Source organism: Rhizobium sp. BK313, assembly GCF_014193655.1.
Lineage (GTDB): Bacteria > Pseudomonadota > Alphaproteobacteria > Rhizobiales > Rhizobiaceae > Rhizobium.
Genome location: NZ_JACHZQ010000007.1, coordinates 397,613 through 410,809 on the forward strand (window position 1 = coordinate 397,613; position 13,197 = coordinate 410,809).

Sequence of the window (13,197 nt, forward strand, 5' to 3'; positions counted from 1 at the left end):
CATGGCAATGTCTGTTGGAGGCAAAGGTGGCGGCGGTGGCCGCCGGGGCAGTCGTCGTGGCGGAGGCCGGGGCGGCCCGATCTCCGAAATCAACGTGACGCCGCTGGTCGACGTCATGCTCGTGCTCCTGATCATCTTCATGGTGGCCGCACCAATGATGACGTCGGGCGTGCCGATTGACCTGCCGCAAACGCAGGCTGGCGCACTCAATGCTCAGACCCAGCCGATCACCATTTCCATCAAGCAGGACGGCCAGGTCTTCCTGCAGGAAACGCAGATCGAAGCGGCTGACATTGCCGCCAAGCTGCAGGCGATCGCTACCACCGGCTACAATGAACGCATTTTCGTGCGCGGCGACGGAAAAGCGCCCTATGGCGTCATCGCCGACGTCATGTCGCGCATCCAGGAGGCCGGCTACAAGAATATCGGCCTGGTGACGCAGCAGATAACGGACCACTGACGGATCGACATGAAGCGTAGCATCGCCACATCTGCGGTCATTCACATCTTGGTGCTGATCGGCGCCATGTTGACGCTGAGTGCGCCTGCGCCGCTGGAGACGCCGGAAAGCACCGCCATGGATGTGGATATCGTCCCTGCTGAGCAACTTCAGCAGGGCGAAAAGAATGCGCCGGTGACCGATCACGCCGCGCACAAGCAGACGACGAAGCAGACGCAGGTCGCGAATGCACAGAATGTCGGCGACAACGATGTCGATCTGAAGAACCCTGCGGTTCCGACTCAGCGGCCGCAAGATGAGAACGCTACGGCTGCGCCGAAGAAGTCCGCTGTTCCCGTGCCGCAGAACGATCCGCGGCCAAATGACGTCAAAACGATCGAGCAGCAGGATACGGAGGCCGCGCCGAAGGAAGTGGCTGCCGTTCCGCAGCAGAAGCCGGATGTGACGCCCACACCGACTCCTACGCCGACCCCGCAGAAGACGGAGCCGACCCCGCAGAAGAGCGAGGTCACGCCGACCCCAACACCCACGCCGACACCCACTCCCACTCCCACTCCGCAAAAAGCTGATCCGCAGCCCGTAACCGAAAACCCGACCGAGCAGGCTGCACAGCCACCGGCGGACAAAGTTCCCGTTCCCGACGTGAAGCCGCAGCCAGTGCAGCCGCCGAAGACTGCGGAGACGAAGCCTGACCCGAAACCGGAGCACAAGCCCGTTACGAAGCCTCAACAGGTGGCAGACGCAAAGCCGACGACCAAGCCCACGGACAAGACGACGACGCAGAGCACGAGCAAGACCACATCGTCCGACAACGGGCAGGGCGACAGCGATAAGAATCGCAAGACCGCGAAAGGTTCCAACAATGACGGCGATTTCAACGAGGGTGATATCGCTGCGATGTTGAACAGAACCTCCTCGGCCGGCGGCGCCAAGCGCTCCAACCAGTCGGCATCCGCCGGTGCGCAGACACAGGTCGCGTCGCTTGGAGGCAGCAAGTCGCTCGGCGGCGGCAAGCTTAGTCAGAGCCAAAAAGACGGTCTGCGCGATCTGATTGCCAAGAACTGGAATGTCCTTCCTGGCCTGGAGGGAGCGGGCGATGTGAAGATCAAAGTTCATATTCGCCTCGACAAGTCAGGCCAGATCATCGGTGAACCGGAAGCGGTCGCCAGCGGCGGCCCGGCTCCGACACAGGAAGCCCTGAGGGGCGCGGCGGAGCGTGCCGTACTGCGAAGCCAGGCCGATTTCCAGAAGGAAGTGGACGCCGGGAAACTGTTGCCGCCCGATAAATATGGCGGCGCCGATGGTTGGAACGAACTAGTGCTGAACTTCGATGCGAGCGACTTGGGGCTGTGATGCGAGGAATGGCGCACATGCTTACATCTAGTCGCTGTCGGCTGGCGGCCGTCGCTTTTGCAACCGCTTTAGCTGGACCCGCTTTTGCTGCGGAACCGCCTGCGAAACACCCAGATCACAAGCACGACGCCGCCTTTACCGAAATACGCGATCAGGTTGCCAGCAAATGGCTTGTCGTTCCCGGACTGGACGGCGCGGACCAGGTGCACGTTCGGGTGAGGCTGAAGCTCGACCAATCCGGTCGGATCCTCGGACAGCCAGATGTGACAGCGTCCGGCGGCCCCGTGGCGACCCGCACCGCACTTGCAAACAGCGCTTACCGCGCGGTTGTCAATGCGGCTCCCTTCAAGAACCTGCCACTCGATAAATATGCCGACTGGAAAGAAGTGACGATGCACTTCGAAGCCGGCGACCTAGGGCTTTAATGCTGAAAGGCTTGGCACATATGATCAGAACATCCCTCATTCGCCTCCTGTTGGTGCTGACGGGCATGATGGCGGCCTTTATCACGCCCGCCTACGCCGTAGTCGAACTCAACATCAACAAGGGCAACGTCCAGCCCATGCCGATCGCCATCACCGATCTTCTGTCGAACGATGGCGTGGGCGCGCAGATTTCGGGCGTCATTGCTGCCGACCTGCAACGGTCCGGTCTGTTCGCTCCGGTCAACAAGCAGGCCTTCATCGAGAAGATCAGCAATCCGGATGCCACGCCGCGCTTTCAGGACTGGACGGCGATCAACGCACAGGCGCTCGTGACCGGCCGGGTGACACAGGAGGGTGGCCGCCTTCGCGCCGAGTTCCGCCTGTGGGACACCTATGGCAACAGCCAGATGATCGGACAGCAGTTCTATGCGCAGCCGGACAACTGGCGGCGCGTTGCCCACATCATCGCCGACGCGATCTATGAGAAGATCACCGGCGAGAAGGGCTATTTCGACACCCGTGTCGTCTTCGTCGCCGAAAGCGGCCCGAAGACAGCCCGCAAGACTCAGCTCGGCATCATGGACCAAGACGGCTTCAACGTCCGCATGCTTACGGACGGCAGCGACCTCGTGCTGACACCGCGCTTCTCGCCGAACCGGCAGGAAGTCACCTACATGTCTTTCGCCAACCAGCAGCCGCGCGTCTACTTGTTGCAGCTGGAAACCGGACAGCGCGAAGTGGTCGGCAACTTCCCCGGCATGACCTTCTCGCCGCGCTTCTCGCCGGACGGCCAGCGCGTGATCATGAGCCTGCAGCAGGAAGGCAACGCCAACATCTATACGATGGACCTGCGTTCGCGCACCACGACCCGCCTGACCTCGACGGCGGCTATCGATACCTCGCCGTCCTATTCGCCTGACGGTACGCAGATCGCCTTCGAAAGCGACCGCGGCGGCAAGCAGCAGATCTACGTCATGAATGCCGATGGTTCCAACCAGCACCGCGTCTCGTTCGGCGACGGTTCGTACTCCACGCCGGTCTGGTCGCCGCGCGGCGATCTCATCGCCTTCACCAAGCAGGCTGGCCAGACATTCTCGATCGGCGTCATGAAGCCGGACGGTTCGGGCGAACGCCTGCTGACGTCGGGCTTTCACAATGAAGGCCCGACCTGGGCGCCGAATGGCCGCGTCATCATGTTCTTCCGCGAACCGGCCGGTTCCAGCGGTCCGCAGCTCTTTTCGATCGATCTGACGGGCTATAACGAGCAGAAGATCCCGACCCCGGGCTTCGCCTCCGACCCGGCCTGGTCGCCCCTCCTCGAGTAGTGCGGGGCGCGTCACTTTATCGCCCCAAAGTCCTGTGACTGAGCCAGTTTGGGACAATTTTAGGACATCATTAACCATATTTGTTGGAATCGGATTAACCGAACCCGGTTACAGTCTGGCAACCCTGATAGAGACTTTAAGGAGAGACCGGCAATGAGCCGCATCGCAACCCCGGCCGTTGGCCATATGCAAAACCTCGCTCGCAACCCGATCATGATCGCGCTTTTCGTCGGCCTTTCGCTTGCCGGCTGCGCCTCCAAAAAGGGCTTGCCGAACGATGCCAATGGCCTTGGCCTCAATGGTGCCGGCAATGCCGCTCCGGGCTCGCCGCAGGATTTCACGGTTAACGTTGGCGACCGCATCTTCTTCGATACCGATAGCTCGTCGATCCGCGCCGATGCCTCCCAGACGCTCGATCGTCAGGCTCAGTGGCTTGCTCGTTATCCGAATTATTCGATCACCGTCGAAGGTCATGCCGACGAACGCGGTACGCGCGAATACAACCTGGCTCTCGGTGCTCGTCGCGCTTCCGCCGCCAAGGACTACCTCGCTTCGCGTGGCGTTCCGGCTCAGCGCATGAAGACGATTTCCTATGGCAAGGAACGCCCGGTCGCCACTTGCGACGATATTTCCTGCTGGTCGCAGAACCGTCGCGCCGTCACCGTGCTCAACGGCGCAGGTTCCTGATAAGCCGGAATTCCGGTCAAAATGCACAAAGGCGGCCCTTGTGGCCGCCTTTACTTTTTTGACCACACTTTGGCCGAACTCCGTTGCTTTTTGAGATCAATTGTAAAAATCTCCTGTTCGTGCCCAAGTGCGCGAAGAATCAATGGGACAGGATGATCCATATGAGAAAACTTGTCGTGGCGAGCTTGCTTTGTCTCGCCGCCGTCGCCGGTAGTGAGCGTGACGCCTCTGCCTTATCGCTTTTCGGACTTCATCTGGGTGGTCGCAGCGCTCCGGAACAGGCCGTTCCGAACAATACGGTTCCCCAGAGTCAGGGACAGTTCGAACAAGCACCTGTCGTCAACGTTCAAAGCAGCGATGCCGAAGTCCGTTTGCAGCAGCTTGAAGACCAGATGCGCCAGTTGAACGGCCGCGTCGAAGAGATGAGCTACCAGTTGCTGCAGATGCAGGAGCAGATACGCAAGACGCAGGAGGACAATGAATTCCGCTTCCAGCAGCTGGAAAAACGCGGCGGTGGAGGCGGCAGCGGTGCGGGCAGCACCGGCGGTGGCGGCACGACGACGATCGGCGGCGGTTCGATGAAGAAGAGCGAAGCCGACGTCCCGGCCCAGGGCGCAGGTGGCGGTCAACAACAGGACGACATCGCCGGCGTCATCAGCGATTCGCAAGGCAGCGATACACCGGATACCGCGCAACAGAGCGGTGGCCCCGGCAAGCCGCCGACCCAGCTCGGCTCGATCCAGTTCGATCAGAGCGGCAAACAGGTGGGCGCAACCGCGACGCGCACCAACAATGGTTCGGGAGCTGCGCCCGCCGCAGGCTCTTCAACGCAGACCGCCTCGCTTGGCAGCGAAGGCGATCAATATAAAGCGGCTTACGGCCACGTCCTGTCCGGCGACTACGGTGTCGCCGAACAGGAGTTTCGCCAATATATCGACAGCTATCCGAATAGCGCCCGGGCGGCCGATGCCAACTTCTGGCTTGGTGAAGCGCTTTATTCGCAGGGCAAATACAATGATGCTGCCAAGACTTTCCTGAACGCACATCAGAAATACGGCACCTCCGAAAAGGCGCCGGAGATGCTTTTGAAGCTTGGTATGTCGCTCGCCGCCCTCGACAACAAGGACACCGCCTGCGCGACGCTGCGCGAAGTGACCAAGCGTTATCCGAAGGCTTCGAAGGCCGTTTCCAACAAGGTGGCCAGTGAACAGAAGCGCCTTGCCTGCTGATTCCGATGTCCAATGACGCTGTGACTGGCGCTGCCACAGCCCAAATGCCAGAGGTTGCAGCGGCCGATTTTATTCATTCCCTTTTCAAGCCCGCCCATATTCTGGTCGCCATTTCCGGCGGTAGCGATTCCACCGGCCTTCTGGCCGCTCTTGCCGAACAGCTGAAACTCTTCCCGATTACAAACGTCTCCCTTTTCGCCGCCACCATCGATCATGGATTGCGGGCAGAGTCTGCCGATGAAACGCGCCATGTCGCCGCCGTCTGCGCATCGCTTGGCGTGCCCCATATCGTTCGTCGCTGGCAGGGTGAGAAGCCGAAAAACGGCATCATGGCCGCCGCCCGCGAGGCGCGTTATGGGCTGCTTGCCGATATCGCGGCGGAGGTCTCTGCCAGCGCTGTCGTCACCGCTCATACCTTTGATGACCAGCGCGAGACGTTGGCGATGCGCGCTGCACGTTTGAGCGAAGGTGAGGGCGGAGCCGGCACCGGCATTGCCGATGCCATGCTCTTCGACCGGCGCCTGTGGATCGTCAGACCGTTTCTCGCCTGCCGGCGGGCGGATATTCGCGCCTATCTCACGCGGCGCGGCATGTCCTGGCTGGACGATCCGAGCAATGAGGATGTCCGCTACGAGCGCGTGCGTACGCGAAAGAGCTTGGCGCAGGATGCCGCGTCGCCCTCCGCGCCGGATGGTGGTGGTACGGCTCGCGCGGCGCTCTCGACGGAAGCCGCTGCGTGGCTCGATAGATATGTGACTGTTCATGCGAACGTACTCTGCGCCGTCAGCCGGGATGCGCTGGCCGCCGATGAGGTTGTGCGCTCCTATGCGCTGTCCTATCTCGCTGCCGTATTCGGCGGTGAACCCTACGGGCCGGGCCGCGAACGGATGCGCCGCATCCTGGATTTCATCGGCGAGGGCAGGCCGGGGCGGCGCACGGCAGGCGGGGTCCTTTTCGACCTGCGCCGGGACGGGCTTTATCTCATGCGCGAAAGCCGTGATATCCAGCCGCTTGTGCTTGCCTCAGGAGCCGATGGTGTATGGGACGGCCGCTTTCGGATCGTCAATCACCGTCCGACAGGCATCCGCATCGAGGCGGCGGGGTCGAGCGGTATGGCGGAGTTTCCGGAGGGGTTGCCGAAAGGTGCCTTGCAGCGCGCACGGGCGGTGCTGCCGCGCGTGGTCGGCGGAGATGAGGGGAACGCCGTATCTGCCACGATTGCGCCTTATCTCGCGCCTTTCGACCGCTTTTTGACACGATTCGATCTCACATATGCGGATCGGTTGGCGGCTTGCTTTGGCCGGGAACCCTATATGCGGCCGCCGCTTTGAGACTAATTGACGGAAAAAGCGTGTGACGATGCGGTTTGCCTTGGCAAGGGCTTGGCGCAACCCTATGTTAGGGATCAAGTAATGCCGCCGTTCGACGGCGGAAGTTTCAGTGCTGGGGAGTTCGATGAACCCTAATTTTCGTAATTTCGCTCTGTGGGCAATCATAGCTCTGCTATTGATTGCCCTGTTCAGTATGTTCCAGAACGCGCCGGCACAAACAGGCTCCAGGGAAATTCCATATTCGCAGTTCCTCCGGGAAGTTGATTCAGGCCGCGTCCGTGACGTCACCGTCACCGGCAATCGCGTGGTCGGCAGCTATGTCGAAAATGGGACACCCTTCCAGACCTATGCTCCGGTCGTGGACGACAGCCTGCTTGAACGCCTGCAAAGCAAGAACGTCAACATTGTCGGCCGCCCGGAATCGGATGGGTCCTCGAGCTTCCTGAGCTATCTCGGCACGCTGCTGCCGATGCTCCTGATCCTCGGTGTCTGGCTGTTCTTCATGCGACAAATGCAGGGTGGCTCGCGCGGTGCGATGGGCTTCGGCAAGTCCAAGGCCAAGCTTTTGACCGAGGCGCATGGCCGCGTCACCTTCGATGACGTCGCCGGTGTCGACGAAGCCAAGCAGGATCTAGAGGAAATCGTTGAATTCCTGCGTGATCCGCAGAAGTTCCAGCGTCTCGGTGGTCGTATCCCACGCGGTGTTCTGCTTGTCGGCCCTCCCGGCACCGGCAAGACGCTGCTGGCGCGCGCCATTGCCGGCGAAGCCAATGTGCCGTTCTTCACCATTTCCGGTTCCGACTTCGTTGAAATGTTTGTCGGTGTCGGCGCAAGCCGCGTCCGCGATATGTTCGAACAGGCCAAGAAGAATGCGCCCTGCATCATCTTCATCGACGAAATCGACGCCGTCGGCCGCCATCGTGGCGCCGGTCTCGGCGGCGGTAACGATGAACGCGAGCAGACGCTGAACCAGTTGCTGGTCGAGATGGACGGTTTCGAGGCCAATGAGGGCATCATCCTCATTGCAGCCACCAACCGCCCTGACGTTCTCGACCCGGCGCTCTTGCGTCCAGGCCGCTTCGACCGCCAGGTCGTCGTGCCGAACCCGGACATCGTCGGCCGCGAGCGCATCCTCAAGGTGCATGCGCGCAACGTTCCGCTGGCTCCGAACGTCGATCTCAAGGTTCTGGCACGCGGTACGCCGGGTTTTTCGGGCGCCGACCTGATGAACCTCGTCAACGAAGCAGCGTTGATGGCGGCACGGCGCAACAAGCGCCTGGTCACTATGCAGGAGTTCGAGGACGCCAAGGACAAGATCATGATGGGCGCCGAGCGCCGCTCTTCGGCCATGACCGAAGCGGAAAAGAAGCTCACCGCCTATCACGAAGCAGGCCATGCGATCACGGCTCTCAATGTTGCCGTCGCCGATCCGCTGCACAAGGCGACCATCATTCCGCGCGGCCGCGCGCTCGGCATGGTCATGCAGCTTCCCGAGGGCGACCGCTATTCGATGAGCTACAAGTGGATGGTGTCGCGCCTCTGCATCATGATGGGCGGCCGCGTCGCGGAAGAGCTGACCTTCGGCAAGGAGAACATCACCTCCGGCGCCTCCTCGGATATCGAGCAGGCTACCAAGCTTGCCCGCGCCATGGTCACGCAATGGGGCTTCTCCGACGAACTCGGTCAGGTGGCCTATGGTGAAAACCAACAGGAAGTCTTCCTCGGCCACTCCGTATCGCAGTCGAAGAATGTTTCTGAGGCGACCGCCCAGAAGATCGACAACGAAGTCCGCCGTCTGATCGACCAGGCTTACAGACAGGCCATGGACATCATCACCACCAAGCACGACGAGTTCGTGGCACTGGCCGAAGGCCTGCTCGAATACGAAACGCTGACCGGTGAAGAAATCAAGGCACTGATTCGCGGCGAAAAGCCTGCCCGCGATCTCGGAGACGATACGCCTCCTAGCCGGGGCTCGGCCGTGCCGAAGACCGGCGCCAAGAAGGACGGCTCGCTTGGCACCAAGGGTGACGAGCCCGAAGGCGGTTTCGAACCGCAGCCACGCTGAGGCAGGGAGCCGATTGACCATGTAGGCGAAGAGGCCAGTTCTCCTTTCAACAGGGAGCTGGCCTTTTTCTTGATGGTTGGGGTAACGAACAGAAGCCGAGGTCGGTACTGTTGATGGCCCGAACATCGAAATTGAGTGGTCGCTATGTATGGCTTGCGATGTCGATGACGGGGCATTGCCCTACTGCTGATCGGATATTTCCATGAGTGAAGCATCCGTGATCCTCAGCTCAACGATTACCTGTCCGATCTGCCGCTTCAAGGCGACCGAAACGATGCCAACCGACGCCTGCCTGTATTTCTATGAGTGCAAGAGCTGCGGTGCCATCCTTCGGCCGAAGGCGGGCGATTGTTGTGTGTTTTGCTCGTTCGGAACCGTTCCTTGCCCGCCGATCCAGGCTCAAGGCGGGCAAGGCAGCTGCTGTTGATCGGCGTGACGCCACGTTGATCAAGGGTGCTTCGGTCGGGAAGGGCCTGGCGCCAAGCCTGTGGGCTCTGCTGCACGATGGTTGGAGTAAAGACTGGTTCAAGGCCGCCGATCTTGGAATCCTGTGCGCCGGCTGTTGGGACCTGGCTTAGGAGTGTTTCTGGATCTGGCAAAGTGTGAGCAAGGACGCTTGAGAATGGTCAGGACTTCCACCGCCGCCGTACCAACGGCTAACGTATTTACGCCGATAGACTAGGAGGCCAGTTCCGTTTCATTGGGAAGTTGGCCTTTTTTAGTGCTTATTAACGGTAACGCGTTGTAATACGCTTTCTTGGTAATTTAAGTGCCGAGTCTTGCAATCTATGGCATGAGCCTCAAGCATCGATGTTCGCGCCGCCCATGGAATTCTGGGGAGGTGAACGGGATGCCGCAGTCCCTCAGAGGGACGCCGCAATCACGGGAGTGCATATGAAACGTCGCTATTTCGGTACGGACGGAATCCGCGGGCAATCCAATATCTATCCGATGACGCCGGATCTCGCCATGCGCGTGGGCATCGCCGCCGGCACGATCTTCCATCGGGGCAGCCACCGCCATCGGGTGGTCATCGGCAAGGATACGCGTCTCTCCGGCTATATGCTGGAAAACGCCATGGTGGCGGGCTTCACCGCAGCCGGTGTCGATGCCTTCGTTCTCGGCCCTATCCCGACGCCCGCTGTCGCTATGCTGACACGGTCGCTACGCGCCGATATCGGCGTGATGATCTCCGCTTCGCATAATCCTTACGAAGACAACGGCATCAAGCTTTTCGGCCCCGATGGCTACAAGCTGTCCGATGATCTCGAAACGAAAATCGAGGATCTGCTGGAAAAGGACATGACGGCGCATCTCGCCAAGTCCGAGAACATCGGCCGTGCCAAGCGCGTCGACGGCGTGCATGACCGCTATATCGAACATGCCAAGCGTACATTGCCGCGCGATGTGACGCTGCAGGGCCTGCGCATCGCCATCGACTGCGCCAATGGTGCCGCTTACAAGGTCGCGCCGGCTGTGCTGTGGGAACTCGGCGCCGATGTCGTTACCATCGGCAACGAGCCGAACGGCACCAATATCAATCTCAATTGCGGCTCCACCAGCCCGGTAGCGCTGCAGAAGAAGGTGGACGAGGTACGCGCCGATATCGGTATTGCGCTCGACGGCGACGCAGATCGCGTCATCATCGTCGACGAAACCGGCACGATCATCGATGGCGACCAACTGATGGCCGTCATTGCCGAGAGCTGGGCCGAAAGCCAAATGCTGCGCGGCAACGGCATCGTCGCCACCGTGATGTCCAATCTCGGTCTGGAACGCTTCCTGGAAGACAAGGGCATGGCACTTGCCCGCACAGCGGTCGGCGACCGCTATGTCGTCGAGCATATGCGTCAGCACAATTACAATGTCGGCGGGGAGCAGTCCGGCCATATCGTGCTCTCCGACTACGGCACGACTGGCGACGGCCTCGTGGCGGCGCTGCAGATTCTGGCTGCGGTCAAGCGCACCGGCAAGCCAGTCAGCGAAGTCTGCCGCCGTTTCGAACCGGTGCCGCAACTGCTGCGCAATGTCCGCATTTCCGGCGGCAAGCCGTTGGAGGACAATCATGTGCGCAAGGCGATCGCTGATGCCGAAAATGAGCTGGCCCGCAACGGCCGCCTTGTCATCCGCCCTTCCGGCACCGAGCCGCTGATCCGCGTCATGGCGGAGGGAGACGACCGCGGCCAGATAGAACGCATCGTCGGCGGCCTGATCGATGTGATCTCGAACGTTCGCAACGCTGCCTGATTAGCGCTTCCGGCTATCAGAATATTGGCATGAGATCTCTGCCGCCTCATCGAGGCGGCTACATTGTTGAGGGAAACGACCTGCAGTATCACTCCTGGCGATCGGCAAGGGAGGTCTTCGGCAAGGTTTGTCTGCTATAAGATGCGGATTGCGGGCCTCGGCGCCAGCATCACGACGCCGCGTGAAGATCACCGAAACATTTCGCCGGGATAGGCGCCCCAGAGCATGTTCTGCCTGATATAGCCGCTTGCGGAATGTTTCTGTACCGAGACGCTACACCAGGCACCGGTGCAAGAGCGTAGCGACAGCAATACGCCGGGTTGCAGTTCGGCGATGAGTGCGGCCGTTGTTTCCGGGCTGCCGCGCAGCATCGCATTTGTCTTCAGCCACGGTGCGACAACCGCCGTACGCAATCCTGAAAGAAGTGCGCTGTGCATCCACCCGGTGGTGCCGACATCATCGCGCACTTGTCGCCAATGGCCGTATTCATCGATGATCTCCAGCGGCAGGCCGGGTTTCATATAGATCCATTTGGTAGGGTAGATTGTTGACGGGCCGACGCGCATACGCGCTTTATACGCTTTCAGAGACACGTAGCGAGGAATCGGCAGTCCCGTCTCCCGTCCCTTATCCCAGCTCGTAGCTGCGACGGGCTTTATCGGCAATGGTCCGGCAAGGGCGGCGGTTGTCAGAAAGATAAGCGCGAGGCATAGGCCGGCACCCAGATTGCGAAAGTAAGTCAATGACTTCCTCCATATTTTACGCCCCGGCTGCGGTCATGGTAACGGCCCGGTCATTGCCAATTGGTTTATGAGCTGGGAACAGTTTGACTTGTGAGTCCTCTTCCGTCCCCGTGACGCGAAAAGCCAAATCGGCTAAGGCATTCCCATTTTATAAACTTAGTTTTATGAATTACTAATGTATAAAACAAGTATAGCCAGCAACTAAACAGAGTAAATATTCGTAGTTAATCGGGTTTTAACCCTTATCATTCATTATCCATGTCATGTCTTTCGATTGGCAGGCGTTTGTCGTGCCAATGGCAATAAATTTGGAGCCAAAGCCATGATGAAAACTTTGATTGGGGCCGCTGCAGCTCTGCTTTTCGGCACATCCGCTTTTTCAGCCGATCTCTATACGCCGGAGCCGGTGCAGCCGGCGCCGGAAGTGGCCGTCAGCCAGTCGAGCGGCTGGTACCTGCGCGGCGATGTGGGTTATGCCTTCACCAATCTGCGCGGCGCCAACTACTTCCAGGGCTCGAACTCCAACATGCAGGATTTCGATAGTGCCAACCTCGATGACAATCTGACGCTCGGCGGCGGTGTCGGTTACCAGGTTAACAACTATCTGCGCACGGACGTGACGCTGGATTATCTCTTCAAGTCTGATTTCAAGGGCTCGACGCGCGGCGATTGCGGCGGCTGCGGCCCTGGTTTCACCGCGGTGCCTGCGACCTCCCGCGATGTGGCGTCGTTGACCGCCTATAGCTTGCTCGCCAACGCCTATGTCGATATCGGCACCTACGGCATCTTCACGCCTTATGTGGGCGGTGGTCTCGGCGGCACCTACGTTAAATGGAGCAACCTGAAGAACACCTCTTGCTCCGACGCGAATCCGGACTCCTGCGACGAGTCGGTGTCGCATAATGGCCGTGGTAGCTGGCGCTTCACCTACGCGTTGATGGCCGGTACCTCCATCGACCTCTCGTGCAATCTGAAGGCCGATGTCGGCTATCGCTTCCGCCATGTCGAAGGCGGCGATATGTTCGGTTATGCCGAGAACGGCGGTCCCGGTTACGACAAGGGCCTCAACCTGCATGAAGCCCGTATCGGCGCGCGCTACACCTTCGGTGGCTGCCAGACCGCCAGCTACATGCCGCCGGCCGATATTCCGGTCCAGCCGCAGCCGGTCTACAAGTAAGCATCCTCACGTCCAAGCCATTGAAAAGCCGTCCGGTTCGCCCGGACGGCTTTTGCTTTTTTTACCGTCGCCGTTAAGCAATTCAACCGCGTCTTAAACCTTCATTAACCACAAATTCCCTATGGTTAATGAAATGACAATGGCTGTGGACC

Annotated in this window: 12 protein-coding genes; 11 read left to right on the forward strand and 1 reads right to left on the reverse strand. The window is 60.1% G+C overall.

The window, feature by feature from the left end:
- Position 1 precedes the first annotated feature (1 nt).
- From tolR to glmM, 10 genes are all read left to right on the forward strand, one after another.
- The gene (tolR, locus tag FHT86_RS30300) at positions 2-460 is read left to right on the forward strand and encodes a protein TolR (protein ID WP_133710602.1); all 459 of its coding nucleotides are present in this window, start codon (positions 2-4) and stop codon (positions 458-460) included.
- Between the two features lie 9 nt (positions 461-469).
- Complete coding sequence (locus FHT86_RS30305; RefSeq protein WP_133710603.1) at positions 470-1,813, forward strand: hypothetical protein; 1,344 nt, start codon at positions 470-472, stop codon at positions 1,811-1,813.
- A gap of 17 nt (positions 1,814-1,830) precedes the next feature.
- Positions 1,831-2,238 (forward strand): hypothetical protein, encoded by a 408-nt coding sequence (locus FHT86_RS30310; RefSeq protein WP_133710604.1) that lies wholly within the window; start codon positions 1,831-1,833, stop codon positions 2,236-2,238.
- Between the two features lie 20 nt (positions 2,239-2,258).
- Positions 2,259-3,563, forward strand: a complete 1,305-nt coding sequence (gene tolB / locus FHT86_RS30315) for a Tol-Pal system beta propeller repeat protein TolB (protein ID WP_133710605.1) — start codon at positions 2,259-2,261, stop codon at positions 3,561-3,563.
- Between the two features lie 153 nt (positions 3,564-3,716).
- On the forward strand, positions 3,717-4,250 hold the full coding sequence (pal, locus tag FHT86_RS30320; protein WP_133710606.1) for a peptidoglycan-associated lipoprotein Pal: 534 nt from the start codon (positions 3,717-3,719) through the stop codon (positions 4,248-4,250).
- A gap of 161 nt (positions 4,251-4,411) precedes the next feature.
- Complete coding sequence (gene ybgF / locus FHT86_RS30325; protein ID WP_133710607.1) at positions 4,412-5,479, forward strand: tol-pal system protein YbgF; 1,068 nt, start codon at positions 4,412-4,414, stop codon at positions 5,477-5,479.
- Positions 5,480-5,484: 5 nt separating this feature from the next.
- Positions 5,485-6,810: a tRNA lysidine(34) synthetase TilS gene (tilS, locus tag FHT86_RS30330; RefSeq protein ID WP_133710608.1), complete on the forward strand. Its 1,326-nt coding sequence runs from the start codon at positions 5,485-5,487 to the stop codon at positions 6,808-6,810.
- A 124-nt stretch (positions 6,811-6,934) separates the two neighbouring features.
- Entirely contained in the window at positions 6,935-8,878 is a 1,944-nt protein-coding gene (gene ftsH, locus FHT86_RS30335; RefSeq protein ID WP_133710609.1) for an ATP-dependent zinc metalloprotease FtsH, read from the forward strand.
- A 202-nt stretch (positions 8,879-9,080) separates the two neighbouring features.
- Positions 9,081-9,305 (forward strand): GDCCVxC domain-containing (seleno)protein, encoded by a 225-nt coding sequence (locus FHT86_RS38235; RefSeq protein ID WP_133710610.1) that lies wholly within the window; start codon positions 9,081-9,083, stop codon positions 9,303-9,305.
- A 467-nt stretch (positions 9,306-9,772) separates the two neighbouring features.
- Positions 9,773-11,125 (forward strand): phosphoglucosamine mutase, encoded by a 1,353-nt coding sequence (gene glmM / locus FHT86_RS30340; RefSeq protein ID WP_133710611.1) that lies wholly within the window; start codon positions 9,773-9,775, stop codon positions 11,123-11,125.
- Positions 11,126-11,313: 188 nt separating this feature from the next.
- On the opposite strand, the gene FHT86_RS30345 is transcribed toward glmM, so the two are convergent.
- On the reverse strand, positions 11,314-11,868 hold the full coding sequence (locus FHT86_RS30345) for an SH3 domain-containing protein (protein WP_133710612.1): 555 nt from the start codon (positions 11,866-11,868) through the stop codon (positions 11,314-11,316).
- Positions 11,869-12,190: 322 nt separating this feature from the next.
- Here FHT86_RS30345 and FHT86_RS30350 point away from each other — a divergent pair, with 322 nt between their 5' ends.
- Entirely contained in the window at positions 12,191-13,045 is an 855-nt protein-coding gene (locus FHT86_RS30350) for an outer membrane protein (RefSeq protein WP_133710613.1), read from the forward strand.
- The last annotated feature ends 152 nt before the right edge of the window (positions 13,046-13,197 follow it).

What these genes read in the sequence shown, in the direction of transcription:
- tolR (WP_133710602.1), top strand. Translation starts at nt 2, where the DNA reads ATGGCAATGTCTGTTGGAGGCAAAGGTGGCGGCGGTGGCCGCCGGGGC.
- FHT86_RS30305 (WP_133710603.1), top strand. Translation starts at nt 470, where the DNA reads ATGAAGCGTAGCATCGCCACATCTGCGGTCATTCACATCTTGGTGCTG.
- FHT86_RS30310 (WP_133710604.1), top strand. Translation starts at nt 1,831, where the DNA reads ATGCTTACATCTAGTCGCTGTCGGCTGGCGGCCGTCGCTTTTGCAACC.
- tolB (WP_133710605.1), top strand. Translation starts at nt 2,259, where the DNA reads ATGATCAGAACATCCCTCATTCGCCTCCTGTTGGTGCTGACGGGCATG.
- pal (WP_133710606.1), top strand. Translation starts at nt 3,717, where the DNA reads ATGAGCCGCATCGCAACCCCGGCCGTTGGCCATATGCAAAACCTCGCT.
- ybgF (WP_133710607.1), top strand. Translation starts at nt 4,412, where the DNA reads ATGAGAAAACTTGTCGTGGCGAGCTTGCTTTGTCTCGCCGCCGTCGCC.
- tilS (WP_133710608.1), top strand. Translation starts at nt 5,485, where the DNA reads ATGTCCAATGACGCTGTGACTGGCGCTGCCACAGCCCAAATGCCAGAG.
- ftsH (WP_133710609.1), top strand. Translation starts at nt 6,935, where the DNA reads ATGAACCCTAATTTTCGTAATTTCGCTCTGTGGGCAATCATAGCTCTG.
- FHT86_RS38235 (WP_133710610.1), top strand. Translation starts at nt 9,081, where the DNA reads ATGAGTGAAGCATCCGTGATCCTCAGCTCAACGATTACCTGTCCGATC.
- glmM (WP_133710611.1), top strand. Translation starts at nt 9,773, where the DNA reads ATGAAACGTCGCTATTTCGGTACGGACGGAATCCGCGGGCAATCCAAT.
- FHT86_RS30350 (WP_133710613.1), top strand. Translation starts at nt 12,191, where the DNA reads ATGATGAAAACTTTGATTGGGGCCGCTGCAGCTCTGCTTTTCGGCACA.